Raw genomic sequence first — 16,713 nt, forward strand, 5'->3', positions numbered from 1 at the left:
CACGTAAGCTAAAGCCTTATGCGCTACGTCTCTCTCGACCTCGAAACCACCGGCGGCGACCCGCAGCGGCACCAGATTCTGGAGTTGGCTGCTGTAGTGGAGGACACCAAGCGTGTGCGGCCGCTGCCGGAGCTGCCCACCTTTAGGCGAGTGGTGCGCCACCCCGAGTATGTTGGCACGGCTGGTGCGTTGGCACTTAATGCTAGGTTGCTAGAAGAGCTGGCGCGCAAAGGGCCGAACGCCGAGCTGTGCACGCCCGATGAGCTGGTGTCGCAGCTACAAAGCTTTCTGCTGGAGCAGGGCTTTAAGGCCGAAGAAAACGGCCGCGTAGTGGTTACGCTGGCCGGCAAAAACATTGCCTCCTTCGATTTGCCATTTCTGAAGCAACTGCCGGGTTGGGGCAAGCTGGTGCGCGCCGAGCCCGCGACGCTCGACCCGGCCGCGTTTTACCTGAACTGGCGCAAAGACACGCGCCTGCCCACCATGAGCATTTGCAAGGCCCGCGCTAAGTTCGACGACAACACCGTGGCCCACGAGGCCGTGGCCGATGCCTTGGACGTGATTCAGCTGCTGCGGCCTTTTTACGAGCTGCCGGTATACAAGCAAGTGGGCGAGGAGCCAGCCGAAGCACCCAACACGGCCGAAGAGTAGCCCCTAGGTAGCCTCGCTGCCGTGCCTAGCTCAGGAGCTAACTTGCGGCATGAATACTCGCGTTTTTCGTTTGGCCGTGGTTGGGGCCGCCCTAGGTGCTTTGCCCGGCTTAGCCCAGCAGCACCCAGCAGTTAGTGGCAAGCTTACTGCCGCAGCGCATGTGCAGACCGTTGCGGCGCATCAGCAGGAGCTCAATGCCGAGTACCGCGATTCTACCCGCTCGCCACTGCCGGCGGCTCAGCGGCGCACCTTTTCGGGGCTGCCTTTTTACCCCGTCGACTACAACTACTACGTGGAGGCCCGGTTGGTGCGCGACTCTACCTCGGCGCCGTTTGCCATGCCCACCAGCACCATGCGGCGGCCCATGTACCGCAAGTTTGGCGAGTTGCACTTTGCGCTGCAGGGAAAAGCCATGCGCCTAAACGTGTACCAAAGCCTCGACCTGCTGAAGCAGCCCGGCTACGAGGATTACTTGTTCGTGCCCTTTACCGACCTCACTAACGGGCACGGCTCGTACGGCGGTGGCCGCTACCTCGATTTGCGCATACCTAAGGGCAACACCGTGTGGCTCGATTTCAACCGGGCCTACAACCCGTTCTGCGCCTACAGCCCCGATTACTCGTGCCCCATTCCGCCACGCGAAAACCACTTGCCTGTCGCCATAAAAGCCGGCGTGCAGAGCGACCATTAGGTGTTCCTAGGTATTAGCGTAGCCTCCAAACGCGAAGGAGCCGGCAGCATGGTGCTACCGGCTCCTTCGCGTTTTCAGAATACAAGAGTATTAGCAGTTCTACCACTCGCCGGAGGCACCGCCGCCGCCCGAGGAGCCGCCGCCAAAGCCGCCGAAACCGCCGCCTCCGCCGCCACCAAAACCACCGCCACCGAAGCCGCCGCCAAACCCGCCTCCGCCGCCAATGATGACGGGCGGAAAAAAGCCACCGCCCCAACCGCGGCTGCGTCGGTAACCGCCACCTCCGCCACCGCCACCGCCTCGGCTGCGCATCAGGAAGATGAGTATCAGTACGCCGATAACCACCCAAAACAGCCAGCCGCTGCCGCTGTCATCGGAGTAGTCGGCAGTGGGGCGGGGCTCAGCTTGGTACTCGCCGGCGGCCAGGGCAATCAGGCGGTCTACGGCGCCGTCGAGGCCATCGTAGTAGCGCTCGGCTTTAAAAGCGGGCACAATTACGTTGCTGATGATGCGCTTGGCCAAGGCATCGGGCACGGCGCCCTCGAGGCCGTAACCCGTACGAATGGTGACTTTGCGCTCCTGCTGCGCCACCAAAATCAGTAGGCCATTGTTTTTCTGCTCCTGCCCAATGCCCCAGCTTTCAAACAGCTTCTGGCCGTAGTCGGCTATTTCGGCGCCCTCGAGGCTAGGTACCGTTACAATGGCAAACTGCGAGGAGGTGGTGTCGTTGTAGTTGAGCAGCTTCTGCTCCAGCGCCTGTTCTTCGGCGGGTGAGAGCAGGCCGGCTAAATCGTTAACAAGCCTGGGCGGAGTGGGCCGCTGTGGTATGCTTTGCCCTAGGGCCGCGGTAGCTAGCAGTAAGCACAGCAGCAGCCCATAAGTACGCAGCCAAACCTTGGAAAGCACATGGGTGGTCATGAGCGCGGTGGTTTCGGAGGGCTACCAAACGAAATGGAGTTATCCAGCTCGTTTTGATCGGTAGCCGCATTGTGCGGAAAGTAGTGGCGCAACTGCTCGCCGGCGAGCTGAATGCCTTGCTCCAGGCCTTGCACGTACTGTTGCCGGCGGAAATAGCTCAGCACCACCTCCTTGGTACGCTCCCAAAAATCGTCGGGCACGGCCGCATTGATGCCCGCATCGCCGATAACGGCAAACTGCCGCGAGGCCCACGCCACGTAAAACAGCACGCCGTTGCGCTGGGCCGTGCGGTGCATACCCAACTGCCCAAATACCTGCGCGGCGCGGTCCATGGGCTCGGGCGTGGGGCATTCTTCTTCGAGGTGCACCCGAATTTCGCCCGACGTAGCCAGTTCGGCCTTTCGGATGGCCTCGACGAGCGCAGCCTCTTGTTGTGGCGTGATGGGGGAATACATAAGTAGAAAGTAGGTCGGGTAGGAGTAGGCGGGTAGCGGGACCAAGCCAAAAAGTAGCAATGGCACCCAATACCGTCAACTAACAACCAGCATTACTCAAAATTGACCGTCGGGGCTTTCTGCGCAGCGGCGTCGGCCTCGAAGTAGGGTTTCTGCTGGAAGCCAAATACGCCCGCAAACAGGTTGTTGGGGAAGGAGCGGATGTACGTGTTGTACTGGTTGGTGGCGTCGTTAAACTTCTGCCGCTCCACGTTGATGCGGTTTTCGGTGCCCTCAATCTGGGCCTGCAACTCCTGGAAGTTGGCGTTGGCTTTCAGATCGGGGTAGTTTTCGGCTACGGCCAGCAGCCTACCTAGGCCGGCGCTGAGTTGGCCTTGGGCCTCCTGGAACTGCTTTAGGTTTTCGGGCGTGAGCTGATCGGCGCGCAGCTGCACGCTAGTGGCTTTGGCGCGGGCTTCCACTACCTGCGTAAGGGTTTGCTGCTCAAACTTAGCGGCGCCTTTTACGGTGTTCACCAGGTTCGGAATCAGGTCGGCGCGGCGTTGGTAGCTGTTTTGCACGTTGGCCCACTGGGCCTGTACTTTCTGATCGAGCTCTACCATGGAGTTGTAGCCGCACGACGACTGCGAAAGCAGTACTACCAAGCCTGCGAAATAAAGAAGTAGGCGTTTCATGTGAGTGTGAAGGAGAGAGTGAGGAGATATTTCAGTCGAACGAACTCGCGCAGCCGCGGTTGTATAGCCGAGCTGGCGTTGCAAAGTACGGATTCATAGCAGAGCGGTTATATAGTGCCCGCAACGACTGCGAATCCGTATTTTGCACCCCCTCACAATCTGTTGTAACCTATGAAGGCCATCATCCCCGTTGCGGGCATTGGGTCGCGCCTGCGGCCGCACACCCACACCCAGCCCAAGTCGTTGGTGCCGGTAGCGGGTACGCCCATCCTGGGGCACATCATCGATCGGCTGGTGGCCGTGGGCATCCAGGACTTTGTGTTTGTGGTAGGCTACCTAGGCGAAAAGGTGGAGCGCTACGTGCGCCGCTGCTACCCGCACCTGCGCGCCGAATTTGTGGTGCAGGAGCCGCGCGAGGGCATTGGGCACGCGCTGTGGCTGGCCCGCGAATCCTTCCGGCACGAGCAAGAGCCCATCCTGATTCAGCTAGGCGACACCATCGTCGACGTTGATCTGCAGAAGATCATCGACGGACCCGGTACGGTGCTGGCCGTGAAGGAAGTGAAAACGCCTTCGTCGTTTGGGGTGGTCGAAATCGGCGTCAACGGCCGCGTAACCAAGGCCGTGGAAAAGCCGCGCATTCCCAAATCCAACTTTGCGCTGGTAGGCCTGTACCGCATCGAAAACCCGGCTTGGCTGGCTTCGGCTCTGGAGCGCATCATCGAGGAAGACCGCCGCACCCACAACGAGTTTTACCTTACCGATGCGCTGATGCTCATGATTGAGCAAGGCGCCGAGATGACTACCTGGAGTGTGGAAAGCTGGTTTGACTGCGGCCGCAAGGATACGCTGCTCGAGGCCAATGCCCGGTTACTAAACAGGCCTGCATTTCTGCAGGCCTCGGAGGAGCACTCATTCCCGAATACGGTAATCATTCCGCCCGTGAGCATTGCCCGCGACTGCCACATCAGCAACAGCATCATCGGACCCAATGTGGCCATTGGCGAACGGACGATTATTGAGGATACCATCCTGCGCAACAGCATCATTGGGGCGTACAGCGAGCTGCGTACGGCCGTAATGCACAACTGCATTGTAGGCTCCGATGCGTCGTTCCGGGGGTTGAACCACAGCCTGAACATCGGCGACAACACCGAAATTGACTACACGGCCACGGGCGATTAAGCCCGAACTAGCTGCCTAGGTAAGGCTGGGGTTGGTTTGCAAGGCATCGTCCCACTCTTGCTGCAAGTTGGTAGCGGCATCGGCCGAGCCGGTAAGCCACTCCAATGCGGTGGGGGCATCGGCAAAGAACTGCACCGAGCGCCCCACTAGGCGTTTGCTAATGGGCAGCAGCTCCTCTACCACCATCAGGTTGTAGGCGTCGTCGGCTACAATGGCAATGCGGCGCACTTTGGTATCGGCCAAAGCGGGCAGCCAGGTGCCCTCGAGCCACATTTGGTCCTCCACGTTGAGCGGGGCGGCGCTCAGCTCAATCAGCCACGATGAAGCCTCGTGGTTGATGGCCAGATCAAGCAGTGATTCGTGTACGCTTTGAAAAAGGCTCAGACCGGCAAAGCGCTCCACACCGTTCCAGCGGTGGCGCAACAGGCCAATGGACCAATCGTGTTGCACGCACACAAAATCACTAACGGTGTACATCATATTGGTGGAGGGGCGGGTATTCGGCATAAGCAACTAGGAGGTGTTGTACGCAGGCGGCTGCCCCGGGGTATTGTTTAATAGAAGGTGTTTTTATAACAATTCTAAGCAAAGGCAATTACCCTAGGTGCTCAAAACTGCTTTTAAAAGGCTCAATGGCAGCCTAAGCGTCGCAGCCGATAAAATTTTATCCGGCTACGAACGTTCGCCTGCACAACCTCCGAAGCCTTGTAGCAGTACGTGGCTTTGCACTACCACTCGGAGGTGCGTATGTTCGGGCCGATGCGTATCCCTTTTTTTGTTCGACACACCCTGCCCGTAGTTGGGCTCTTGTTGGCCGGCTGCTATTCGCGTTCAGACATGAACACCGAGAACGGCCAACCTACTGCCGCAGCCGATACAGCTACCACGCGCCCCAAGGCGCCAGCAGCCCAACCAGCTAAGCCCAGCGCCGCGGCGGCTGCCACTTCGCCTTTGGAGCGGGTAAACGTATTTCTGGAGGTTTCGGGTTCCATGCAAGGCTTTATGCCTGCCACCGGCGCCGATGCCCGCACCACTCAGTTTCAGCAGCAGGTATCGGAGTGGCTTTCGGCCCTCGAGCGCGATACGCGTTTGAGCCAGCGCAGTTACTACCGCATTGCCGACCGCCCCGTGGCCGACTCGTACCGCGCGCTAAGCGAAACCGTGCGCCGCGGCATTCGGGAACCCGCCAAAAGCACCAGCATTCCGGCCATTCTCGATACCGTAGCCAACCGCTACATAGCCGATAATGCCGTGAGCGTCATCATCTCCGACTTCATTTACTCGCCCGAGCGCGCCGGCGACGTGCCCTACATCAGCACCGATATTGCCGATGCGCTGGCCCGCAGCCGCCCCGATTTAGCCGTGTCGGTATACGGTTTCACGTCCGATTTCCGCGGCACGTACTACCCGGCCATTAAAGGCAAGGTGGGCAAAGTGCCCAATTGCTGCCCCGAGCCGGTGCCCTACTACATGTGGGTGCTGGGCCCAAGCAAGCTGGTGGCCGAGTTTGATGCCTCGCTGATGAAGAACCTAGGAGCCGAGCAAGCGCATTTTGGGCTGCCCGCCGCCGAGGTGCCCAGCGCTGTGCTGAGCCGCTACGGCCGCAAGGGCGTGTGGTTTGTGGCCGATGCTGGCAAGCAGGCCGGCGCTTCGGGCCGCGTGGTTGCTATTGAAGAAGCCACAGCGCAAGAGCCGGCCGAGTTTGTAGTAGGCATCAACTTAAACCAACTGCCCGAACTGTTCCAGACCCCCGCATACCTGCAGAAGAACCTGGTGATGCGCGGCAACATGCCCGAGGCCAAGGTGGTGAAGGTAGAAGGCGCCACCGAGGCCACCCGCCGCAGCGGCGGCCCCGAGGCCGACTACACCCATTTTGTAACGGTGCGCGTAACGACCAAGCCCCGCGTGAAGCAGGATTTGGTGTTGGCCTTGCCGGCTACGCGCCCTGCGTGGGTAGAAAAATGGACCACCACGGATGATTCGCGCCCTGGACCTCAGACGTTTGCGCTCAGCCGCCAGCTCGATGGCCTGCAGCGCCTGCTATCGGGCCGCAATACTGGCACGAATGCTGCCGAGGTTATGCGCGTGCCGCTAGCCGTGCAGCCCGACTAAGGCGTCGCCGACCTAGGGCTTGCCTTGGGTTGGCGCAACAATCGTAATACCTTCTCCCAACGGCTTCGGCACGCCGAGCCTTTAGCTCTAATTCTAGCCCTTCACATGAAAGGTTTTTTCCGCGCCCTCTACGAAGTAATCGGCTTGCCCCAACCGCCTTCGGAAACTCCGGTTTACCGCGACGTTATTTTCCCCAACATCGGCCTGCTCAACCTCGGCATCACGCTGGCGCTGCTGGTGCTGTTCTACCTGGTTATCAACCGCTGGATGCGCGTGGCCACCTTTAGTCGGCCCAGCCACTGGTCGATTTTGCTGGTGCTGAATGCGGTAATTGCCTTCATCATCGTTATAGCCCAGGTAAACGGCCAGAACGTGGTAGAGCACTCCTATATGTATTGGTTGGCGCTGCTGAACGCCATTTACGCGGGGCTGTTCTTCTTCCTGTTCTCGCTCGTTTTCCGCAAGCTGTCGGTAAACGCCAGCACGACGCCGTTCTAAGACCGAAACTAGTTCCCCTCCTCGGATGAAGAGGGGCTAGGGGTGGTTGAACAGCTAAAGCAAGTAAGCTAGTTATAGCTACTCGTCCAACGATTATCAACCACCCCGCCCTTCGGGCGCCCCTCCTCAGCTGAGGAGGGGAGTTTCGTCCAAACCACCGCTCCTCACCTCCCAACATGGCTAAACTCTTTCTTTTCGGCATTGGCGGCACCGGCTCGCGCGTGGTCCGCTCGCTTACCATGCTGCTGGCCTCGGGTATCGAGCTGCCCAACTGCCAGCAGGTAGTACCCATCATCATCGACCCGGATGCGCAGAATGCTGACATGAACCGCACGGTGCAGATGCTGCAAACCTACCAGCAGATCTACAAGCGTCTAGGTCCGCGCGACGAAGGATTCTTCAAGACCGACATCAGCACCTTGTCGTCGATCAGCCAGGATGTGAACGGCTCGGTGAAGGACACGTTCGTGTTCGACTTCGGCGGCATCAACCGCTCGTTCCGCGACTACCTAGGGTACAACGCCTTGCCCGTCGAGTCGAAGGCGCTGGTGGAGGCCTTGTTCACGCAGGATAACCTCGAAAGCCCGCTCACCATTGGCTTCCGCGGCTCGCCCAACGTAGGCTCGGTGGTGCTCAACCGCATTGTGGAGTCGCCGGAGCTGCGCTTTTTCGCCGACAACTTCCAGCAAGACGACCGGGTGTTCTTCATCTCGTCGATCTTCGGCGGTACTGGTGCCTCGGGCTTCCCGCTGCTGCTCAAAAACCTGAAAGACCCCAACACGCGCCTGAGCAACGCCCGCTACCTGCGCGATGCCCTTACCGGCGCCGTAACAGTGATGCCCTACTTCGCGCTGCAGAGCGAGGACAACCAGGTAATCGACTCGAACAACTTCCTGACGAAAACCAAGGCGGCCCTAGGTTACTACGAGAACCACCTGCAGGGCCTCGACGCGCTGTACTACCTGGCCGATACGCCCGACACGCCCTACGACAACCAGCCCGGCGGCCAGGGCCAGCGCAACAAAGCGCATATCATCGAGCTGCTGGCGGCGCTGAGCATCGTCGATTTCATGCACTACACGCCCGACGAGCTGCGCTCGAACGGCCCGCTGCACCACGAGTACGGCCTAGGTGCCGACACGGCCGAAGTGCAGTTTCAGCATCTGCCCGACGAAACCAAGGAGCAGGTAGCCCAGCACCTTACACAGCTGCTGTACTTCACCAAGTACCACCGCCAGCACATGGGCTCCGACGAGGCGCCCTACGCGAAGAACCTCAACCTGCAGTACGCGCAGAAAAACGAGCCGATCTTCCGTCAACTCGACGCCTTCCTACACAGTTCCGACTTTGGCGTTGATGCCTGGCTGACTGAGCTAAGCCAAAACCGCCGCGCGTTCCGCCCCTTCAACCTGAATACCGACGACTTCAACCTGATGATCAACGGTAAGCCGGTGGAAACGGGCTTCTTCAGCAAGGGCATCAGCCGCAACTACCTGCTCGATGCGCTGAACAGCCGCGAGAAGAAGGTGCAGGACGCTGATAACTTCCGCAAGCTCATCACGCTGATGTACGACGTGACGGAAGAAGCCTTCAAGGATAAGGTGAAAGTGGTGTAAGCCTCAAACCTGCGCATCAAGGCCGTCATGCTGAGCTTGTCGAAGCATCTCTACCGCTTCGTTAGTTTTTTGCAACCACCATACTAGAAATTGCTGCCCCGATGTGGATTGAGCACGTTATGAATTCCAAAACCATAACGAGTATATACTCGGCGGAACCCCCATCGTTAGAGCAAGTGCAATTGTATGGGGTGTCAATTATCTGTGGCGGTGACTTGCAATGCAGGCTCAACTTTGACTTGAAAGATTTTCCTACTGATGCCCCAATTAAATGGGTGCAGCGAAAATGCAATACGGTTCAATTGAGCCTGAATCTGATTCAAACCGAGCTAATCCAATGCGTTATTCCTAGTGGAAGCGGCATTGGAGATTTAGACATCATTCACGACGGGGGGCGCTTTCAAATAACGTTCACCACTCAACCGCAAGGAGTTGTTTTTCAAGCGACGGCTACTTGGATACATGTCGATAACATATCGGGCTACCAAAAAGAACACGGCTAGTTGACCCCAACGAAGCGGTAGAGATGCTTCGACAAGCTCAGCATGACGGCCTCCGGTCCTGACGACCTCTGTTCCTAATGGCCTCCGATTCTGACGGCCTTCGGGCCTGACGACCTCCGATAATCGTTCCGAACCGCACCGTTCAACCATTATCAACCACCCCGCCCTTCGGGCACCCCTCCTCAGCTGAGGAGGGGAGTTCGTTCTCCCTCCAAACCGACCTCCCCAAGCATGGCCAAAGTCCTTCGCCTGCATAACAGCGGCTCGCAGCAAATCCAGGGCTGGCAACAGACCGGTCCGCTCACGAGCACCGAAATCAATACTATTACCGACCCCACGGGCGGCCGCACGCGCAACCTGGCGGTGTCCATCCCGACGCCATTCGCGCGGATGCACCTCTTCGAAACCGCATTCGACTTTGTAGCACGTGAGGGCAGCCGCAACCCCAACTCGGTGTACCACGAGCTGGTGTCGCACTACTGGGATTTGCTGGAGCTGCTCTACAACTACCACCTCTACTCGCAGGCCGGTCGGCGCATTACGCTGCGCCGCTGGAACGCCGAGACGGAGTTGAACCGCATGCAGGCCGACCCGAACACGCGCCTGCTGGGTGAAACCCTGCGTTTGTTCTGGCAGGACGAGCGGTTCCGCGAAACGCCCGACCTGTACCTGATTTTCTACGAGTCGCCGGGCTTGGCGGGCGGGCCGCGCCTGCTGGGCGGTACTTCGCCGCTGACCTTGCTCTTTACCGCGCCTGCCGTGCCGGTGCTCGATGTGGAAAGACCTAGGGCCGGTGGCCGCTACTTCGACCACCAGTACGTAGGCCTGGAGCAGCGCGACCCCGCGTTCCAGGACTTCGTGTACGAGCTGTTCCTGACGTTCCCGCGCCTGCAGGACCGCAACTTTGCCAACCGCGTGTTTGCCACCCTCGACCGCAACCGCATCAGCCAGATGCAGCTGCAGGGCGACCGGAACGGCCAGCAATTTGCCTCGCGCTACCCCAGCCTCACCGACGTGCAGGGCAACCCGGCCTACGTGCGCAACATTCCGCTGCCCGGCCGCGCCGACCAAACGGCTGTGATGTCGTCGGACCTGTTCATTCAGCCCACCCGCGACCTAGGCCCCGGCCAGGTACGCCCGCTGGTGCTGCGCCCCAACCTAGCCATGGGCGGGGTAAACTACCTGAATGGCCAGCCCTGGGACGACCGCACGCCCGTGCCCTACGCCGACGAGCAGCCCATGAGCAGCCGCGTGTTGCCCGGCAAAGGCTTCAAGTATCCCTACCTCACAGTGGGCGACTTTCTGGCCGACTCCTTGGTGGAGCTGCCTTACGAGCTGAACGCCGAGCGCTACCATACGGGCCGCGTTACCTTCCAGTACGGTGCCGATGCCCAGGGCCGCTCGCGCTTCCCGTACCTGCTGCCGCTGCAGCCGGCTTTCTTCGAGTACTTCACCGAGCACGACCTGGCCGAGCTGCTGCACTTCACCATCGACCTGAACCACGTGCGCGTGTCGCTGCGGGTGCCGGTGCAGCAAGGGCGCTTTATCACACTGGAGCGCAGCTACTACACCAATCCGCAAAACCCCAAAGACGAAATGGGGCGCGAGATTCCGGAGAAGGGTCGCATCGTGCGGGCCAACGTGGGCCTAGGTGTGTTTCCGTTCTACAAGTTCCGGCAGCAGCCCGAGTACAACGACTTGTACAAGGTGATGCTGGTAGACGCTGACAACGGCCCCGCCCAGCTGCAAAAGCAGTACAACGTAGAGTTTTACGTGGATGGCGAACGGCTAACCGACCAAGGTGCTGCCCGCCGCGCTACCCGCTACGAACGCACCCGCAAGAGCATCAACACCGCGGGCAGCAGCTATTACGAGGTAACGGGCACCCACTTCGACGTGGCCGAGCTGGTGTGCCCCGCTGGCCCCGGCTTGCCCCCCGCGCGTGGCCTGATGGTGCCGCGCTGGAAGGAGCTTGACCGCGGCACGCGCCGCTTCACCTTCGCCGTCGACTTTGGCACCACCAACACGCACATTGCTTACTCCGACGGCCCCAGCAGCCACCCGCGCCCGCTCACCATCGGCGAGATAGACCAGCAGGTTACCTGGCTGCACGCGCCGCTGCCCGACCTAGGGCTGTCGGGTGCGCAGCGCTTCCGGCAGGGGGCGCAGCAACTGCAGGCTGATATTGCCGCCCTGCAAAACCGCGAGTTTATTCCGTCGTTTATCGGCGAGGGCGGGGCCTCTTACGCCTTCCCGGTACGTACGGCCGTGTGCGAAACCAGCACCTTCCCGAACGAGCCGGCCCGTGTGCTCGGCAACATCAACATCGGCTTCAGCATCAACACCGAAACTTCGGCCGAACTGCCCCAAAACCGCTTTGTTACGAACCTGAAGTGGTCGGCCGAGCTCGACCCCAGCGGCGTAACGCGCATCGAGGCGTTCTTCCGCGAGGTAATGCTGCTGCTCAAGCACAAAGCCGCTCTCAACGGCGGCATTATGGAAGACACCCGCGTGGTGTGGTTTGCGCCGCTGAGCTTCGATGCCTTCCTGCGCAACCAGTTCAAGGACAAGTGGGACCAGGCCTTCCAGCAGGTGTTCCGCACCCGCCGCGATACGCTCACGCTCACCGAATCGGTGGCGCCGTACTACTACCTCACGGCTACTAACCAGGTAGTGCCCTCGCGCGACGAGAACGTGGTGAACATCGACATCGGCGGCGGCACTACCGACTTGCTGCTGTTTGCCAACTCGCGCCCGGCCTACAGTTCTTCGTTCCGCTTTGCCGGCAACGATTTGTGGGGCGACGGCTACGCCCGCGTGCAGGGTGCGCCCAAGCAAAACGGCCTGCTGCGCCTAGGTGTAGGCCACGTGGAGAGCCTGCCCGACTCGGAGCAAAACCAGGAGTACAAAGGCTACTTGCGCGCTGCCCTCAGCAACAACGACTTCGGCTCGGCCGACGTGACTTCGCTGCTGTTCCTCTACGACGATGCCCTGCGCTTCTCGCAGAGCCTTGCCCTAGGTAAAGGCCGCCAGCTGCGCGTGCTGTTCTACCTGCACTACACCAGCATCATCTACCACGTTGGCCAGCTCACGCAGCACCTAGGCCTCAAGCTGCCGCGCTACCTGTGCTTCTCGGGCAAAGGCAGCTTGTACCTGCGCCTGCTCGCGGGTGGCACCAGCATGGGCGCCATCGAGCGTATCTCGAAGGCCGTGCTGAAAGCCGCCTCGGGGCAGGAGCCCCCGCACAACTTCCGCGTAATTCTGGCCGACAACCCCAAGGAAGCCACCACCAACGGCGGTGTGCTGTTCGAGGAAAGCCAGTCGGCGCCGGATGTGGACAGCATCCAGAACATTCGCTTGGTAGGCGCGCAGGATGGCCCCGAAATCGGCAGCCTGCGCCTGAAAGCCCGCGGCGTGGATGCTGATATGCGCCAGGCTGTGCTCGATAACACGCGCCGCTTCTTGGAGCTGGTACTCACCAACGACGACGTGGCCCCGCTGATGCGCGAAGTAGGTGTCGACATCGACCGTGGCCGCGTGCTCGACTTTATGTTGCGCGAAGTGGAGGACAGCCTGAACCTAGGCCTGCACCAGATGGAGCGCAACCTAGGCTCGGAAGAAACCCTGCCCGAAACGCTGTTCTTCCTGCCGCTGAAGCAGTCGTTGTTCAACCTCGGCCGCGATTTGCTGCAAGGGTAAGAACGATGTAGCGCGGTGTAGCGCGGACTTTGTAGTCCGCGTCCCTGGATAGTAATCCAATCTTCTGGACCCTAGGTCAAGACATTGCTATCTGCGGACGCGGACTACAAAGTCCGCGCTACAGCCGTGCAGCAACCTGCGCCTATCTATATTCCGCTTAAGTCTTTCGCCTCCTCCGAATGCATATCCGGATTACCTCCTTGCTTACCGGCTTGCTGCTGACGGCTTCGACTGCCGTGCAGGCCCAAACCGCTCCCGGCCAGCCCACGCTCGAGGAAAAAAAAGTACAGATCTGGTGCGCCACGGCTCGGTTCGTGTTCAACGATACCGGCCGGCCGAACCTGAAAAGCAACCTGCGTTGCGACGCCACGCTGCGCGAGTTCGAGAACAGCATCAAGGCCGACAGCCAGCGCGTGTACTCGCGCCTGTACCAGCCGCTCGAGGGCAAAGGCGTGATGTACAAAGGCCTAGGTTCGGATGGCTCAAGGCTGCAAAAGCTCACCAACGAGATTGTGCGGCAGCTGGGCTCGTCGCCGGCCCGGCGCAACACGCCCGAGCGCCTGGCGCAAGTGCAGCGGCTCGAAGGCGCCTTCAACGCCTACCTCACGCAGGGTACGCCCATTCCCGATGACATCGGCCTGCTGAATGCCACTGCTTCGGAAGCCACCTTCGACAGCACCGCTACCATGGCTGCCAACGGCATGGCTGAGCAGTCCTACTTAGAGCAAACCGAGGCAGATACCACGGACGTGGCTTCGGCCCGTGCCGCATCGGCGGAAAGCCCCATGACGCGCCTGTTTGGCCCGATTGCGCTGATTCTGTCGTTGCTGAGCCTGGTGCTATGGTTTTTGGAGCGGCGGGTACTGCGCAACCACATCAGCGAGCTGCGCGACCGGGCTTCGCGCCACCGCAACGAGCTCGACTCCATCCGTACCACCTCCGGCCTAGGTAGCCGAAACGCCGCTGCCAGCGAAGCACCGGCCGAGCTGACGTTCAGCCAGCGCAAACAAATCGAAGAACTGGTGGAGCGCATGGTGCAGCAGCGCCTAGCCGATTTGCAGCCGCACGGCCGCCCCACGGCAGCGCCTGAGCCGGCTATGCCTACCGTAGCCGCAGCACCAGTGCAGAACGCGCCCCGCAACAAGCCAGCCGCTGCGCCAGCGCCCGAGCGCGTACAGCAAGCGCCACCGGCTCCGGCAGCACCTGCGCGCCCGGTGGCAGTAGCCCCGCCACCTAGGGAGGAAATACCGGCCCCCGTAGCACCCATTCCGGCTGGCTCGCCGGCCGTAGCACCGCGCGACGAGTTCGATAGCCTGGTGCCGCCCGTGCAACTGCCCAGCCCCACGCCCTCGGCACCGATTGCTCCGCCACCGGCGCCCACGCCCGATCCGGCTCCGGTTGGCCACTTCTATGTGAAAGTGCCCGTAAACGGCGGCTTCTCCGATTACGACCTGCACACGGTAGCCCAGCACGACAGCATTTACGAAATCACGCCCGATCCGCAGCGGCCCGATGCGGCTACGTTCCGCATCAACCCCAACTCGCAGGTGCACGCCTACGCTATCCAAAACGCGCAATACTCCTTGCGCGAGGCATGCCGCTACCAGCCGCCCGCCGGTCCGGTATCGCGCATCATCACCGACGAGCCCGGTTACCTGCGGAAAGTAGGCGCCACCTGGCAAATCGAGCAAAAGGCAGCTATTCACTTCGAATAGCCGACCTAGGGCTGGAAGCTAGTTCCCCTCCTCAGATGAGGAGGGGTTAGGGGTGGTTGAAGAACTAGAGCTAGATCTAGTAACTGTTCAAACGTCAAGTCAACCACCCCTGGCCCCTCCTCATCTGAGGAGGGGAACTAGCATTTTAGACCTAGGCTTAATTTGTAGTAGTTAGCTTCGCCCCATGCTTGAAATCATACTTGAACTGGTTGTAATAGCCGTTATCGTGGCGTTGCAGGTGCGGGCGTTTATCCGAACGCGCACGCAGGCTCAGCGGCTGGCAGCCCTGTACCCGCCCCGCACCGATTTGCGCGTGGAACGTCGGCTCGTGACGCCCGATGGCCGCGACATGGCCGAGTATGCCGCCGATGCACCCGCCGACGCCTACGCCGTTGATATTCTGCGAGCCGACAACGTTTCGGTTGATTTCAAAGAGATTTTGCAGGACACCAACGAGTACCTGCGCCACAACAAGGGCGCCGCGGCCGACTTTGGTATTCTGAAGGACATTGCCATTCGGCAGGCGCAGGCGCCCGAGTCGAGTGCCCAGGCCAACGTGGCCACGCCGCTCTACCTAGGCCTGCTCGGCACTTTTCTAGGTGTAATTCTGGGTTTGGTAAGCATTGCCCGCCAGGGCATCACCGACGACGACGCCCTCACGCCCTTCCTCACCGGCGTGCTCATCGCCATGACGGGCTCTTTTATGGGCCTGATGCTGACGTTGTTCGGCAATAGCGTGCTGCGCCATGCCCGTGCCGAGCGCGACCAGCGCCAGAACCAGTACTTCACCTTCCTGCAGGCGCGGTTGCTGCCCATCCTACACAACGATATGTCGGCCAGCCTTTCGACCCTGAAGGGCGTGCTCGACGCGTTCAACCAGGATTTCGTGGGCCGAGTGTCGCTGTTCGAGCCCATTCTGAACACCATCACCGAGAACATCCGGGTGCAGCGCGACTTCCTGGTAAAGCTGGAGGAAATTGGCTTCGACCGGATGGCGCAAGCCAACCTGGCGGTATTCGAGAAAGTGCGCGAGTCGGCGGAACTGTTTGGGCAGTTTACGGCCTACCAGGAGCGCCTCAACCAGATGCTCGATAAAGGCACCGAAACCGGCATCATGGTCACGAGCATCCTCGACCGCCTCACCGGCTTCGAGCGCGGCATCAACAACCTAGGGCAGTACATCGGCCAGCACGACAACCTCGTGCAGCGCCAGCTCGACTTCTTCCAGCGCCACCAAACCGAGATGGGCAACCTCGCGGCTCGCACCGAGCAGTACTTCGACGAAGCCTCGCTGCACCTCACCGAGCTGATGCGCCGCCGCCTCGAACATCATGAGCGCGACGCCCAACTGGCCTACGAGAAATGGGGCGAGTACTTCCAGCGTATCAACCAGGATAATGCTTTCGAGCGCATCATGCGCCAGCTCGATCCGTTGCGCGATGTAAAAGCCAACCAAGAGGCCCTAACGCGCGACGTTTCGGCCACGCAACGCGAGCTGCTGCGGAAGGTGGAGTTGGATGCGCAGGTTGATGCCAAGCTGCTAGCCGAGCTGACGGTGATGAACGAAATTCTGCGGAAAGCCACCGCTAAAAATCGTCTTCAGCGCGGTATGGATAAGCTGTTTGGCGGGGTGAAGGAGTAACTACAAAATGTCTTCTACCTTCTCTTCTACATTGGCTAAAACCTCGCAGTCGCAATAACCACCGTTGTTTGTCAGCCATTGTTTAAGAGCTGCGAAGTCAATGCTTCTGCTTTCCGCAAACAGCTTGGTGAGCCGCAGCGTATCGTCGCAGCCTTCACCGCCGAGTTCCTCGTCTAGGTAATCGAACAGCGCCTTTAGGTTTTCGGCCGAAGTAGGCAGCTTAGCGAGCTTATCAGCCCGTTGGTTTTGCTTGAGGTTTGCCAGCAACTCCTTGCGCCGCTTTTGCTCTTCTTTCGATGCCATTGGAAAGGATGTAATAACACTGAGCCTCGGCAGCGAGGTAATTCTAAAGTA

The 16,713-nt window shown here is 60.2% G+C and carries 15 protein-coding genes; 10 read left to right on the forward strand and 5 right to left on the reverse strand.

Annotated features, from left to right (window positions below; genetic code table 11):
- Positions 1 to 18 precede the first annotated feature (18 nt).
- Positions 19 to 651, forward strand: a complete 633-nt coding sequence (locus ASU33_RS16100; protein WP_059071864.1) for a 3'-5' exonuclease family protein — start codon at positions 19 to 21, stop codon at positions 649 to 651.
- Between the two features lie 49 nt (positions 652 to 700).
- Positions 701 to 1,342 carry a DUF1684 domain-containing protein gene (locus ASU33_RS16105; RefSeq protein WP_059071865.1) on the forward strand — a complete coding sequence of 214 codons (642 nt, stop codon included), beginning with the start codon at positions 701 to 703 and terminating at the stop codon, positions 1,340 to 1,342.
- A 99-nt stretch (positions 1,343 to 1,441) separates the two neighbouring features.
- Here the strand turns inward: ASU33_RS16105 and ASU33_RS16110 are convergent, their stop codons facing one another.
- From ASU33_RS16110 to ASU33_RS16120, 3 genes are all read right to left on the reverse strand, one after another.
- Positions 1,442 to 2,260, reverse strand: a complete 819-nt coding sequence (locus ASU33_RS16110; protein ID WP_059071866.1) for a TPM domain-containing protein — start codon at positions 2,258 to 2,260, stop codon at positions 1,442 to 1,444.
- A complete protein-coding gene (locus tag ASU33_RS16115) occupies positions 2,257 to 2,715 on the reverse strand; it encodes a TPM domain-containing protein (RefSeq protein ID WP_059071867.1) in 459 nt (152 codons plus the stop codon). Before ASU33_RS16115 ends, ASU33_RS16110 begins: the two co-directional genes overlap by 4 nt.
- A gap of 92 nt (positions 2,716 to 2,807) precedes the next feature.
- Entirely contained in the window at positions 2,808 to 3,389 is a 582-nt protein-coding gene (locus ASU33_RS16120; protein WP_059071868.1) for a LemA family protein, read from the reverse strand.
- A gap of 171 nt (positions 3,390 to 3,560) precedes the next feature.
- Between ASU33_RS16120 and ASU33_RS16125 the strand changes: the two genes are divergently transcribed.
- Positions 3,561 to 4,574 (forward strand): sugar phosphate nucleotidyltransferase, encoded by a 1,014-nt coding sequence (locus ASU33_RS16125; RefSeq protein WP_059071869.1) that lies wholly within the window; start codon positions 3,561 to 3,563, stop codon positions 4,572 to 4,574.
- 15 nt (positions 4,575 to 4,589) lie between these two features.
- On the opposite strand, the gene ASU33_RS16130 is transcribed toward ASU33_RS16125, so the two are convergent.
- Positions 4,590 to 5,081 carry an STAS/SEC14 domain-containing protein gene (locus tag ASU33_RS16130; protein ID WP_149867271.1) on the reverse strand — a complete coding sequence of 164 codons (492 nt, stop codon included), beginning with the start codon at positions 5,079 to 5,081 and terminating at the stop codon, positions 4,590 to 4,592.
- A gap of 330 nt (positions 5,082 to 5,411) precedes the next feature.
- On the opposite strand from ASU33_RS16130, the gene ASU33_RS16135 reads away from it, so the two are divergent.
- The 7 genes from ASU33_RS16135 to ASU33_RS16165 all read left to right on the forward strand — a co-directional run bounded on the left by ASU33_RS16135 (position 5,412) and on the right by ASU33_RS16165 (position 16,359).
- Complete coding sequence (locus tag ASU33_RS16135) at positions 5,412 to 6,686, forward strand: hypothetical protein (RefSeq protein ID WP_059071871.1); 1,275 nt, start codon at positions 5,412 to 5,414, stop codon at positions 6,684 to 6,686.
- Between the two features lie 105 nt (positions 6,687 to 6,791).
- Positions 6,792 to 7,184, forward strand: coding sequence for a hypothetical protein (locus ASU33_RS16140; RefSeq protein ID WP_059071872.1), 393 nt, complete (start codon positions 6,792 to 6,794; stop codon positions 7,182 to 7,184).
- 176 nt (positions 7,185 to 7,360) lie between these two features.
- On the forward strand, positions 7,361 to 8,800 hold the full coding sequence (locus tag ASU33_RS16145; protein ID WP_059071873.1) for an FtsZ/tubulin family protein: 1,440 nt from the start codon (positions 7,361 to 7,363) through the stop codon (positions 8,798 to 8,800).
- A 119-nt stretch (positions 8,801 to 8,919) separates the two neighbouring features.
- Positions 8,920 to 9,303, forward strand: coding sequence for an Imm50 family immunity protein (locus tag ASU33_RS16150; protein WP_350308183.1), 384 nt, complete (start codon positions 8,920 to 8,922; stop codon positions 9,301 to 9,303).
- A 231-nt stretch (positions 9,304 to 9,534) separates the two neighbouring features.
- Positions 9,535 to 13,002: an acetate and sugar kinases/Hsc70/actin family protein gene (locus ASU33_RS16155; RefSeq protein WP_059071875.1), complete on the forward strand. Its 3,468-nt coding sequence runs from the start codon at positions 9,535 to 9,537 to the stop codon at positions 13,000 to 13,002.
- A gap of 179 nt (positions 13,003 to 13,181) precedes the next feature.
- Entirely contained in the window at positions 13,182 to 14,717 is a 1,536-nt protein-coding gene (locus ASU33_RS21675; protein ID WP_149867272.1) for a hypothetical protein, read from the forward strand.
- A 184-nt stretch (positions 14,718 to 14,901) separates the two neighbouring features.
- On the forward strand, positions 14,902 to 16,359 hold the full coding sequence (locus ASU33_RS16165; protein ID WP_059071877.1) for a hypothetical protein: 1,458 nt from the start codon (positions 14,902 to 14,904) through the stop codon (positions 16,357 to 16,359).
- Here ASU33_RS16165 and ASU33_RS16170 read toward each other — a convergent pair whose 3' ends face one another.
- Positions 16,360 to 16,662: a DUF2695 domain-containing protein gene (locus ASU33_RS16170; protein WP_059071878.1), complete on the reverse strand. Its 303-nt coding sequence runs from the start codon at positions 16,660 to 16,662 to the stop codon at positions 16,360 to 16,362. It abuts the gene before it with no gap.
- Between the last annotated feature and the right edge of the window lie 51 nt (positions 16,663 to 16,713).

This window comes from Solirubrum puertoriconensis (genome assembly GCF_001483135.1).
Classification (GTDB): domain Bacteria; phylum Bacteroidota; class Bacteroidia; order Cytophagales; family Hymenobacteraceae; genus Solirubrum; species Solirubrum puertoriconensis.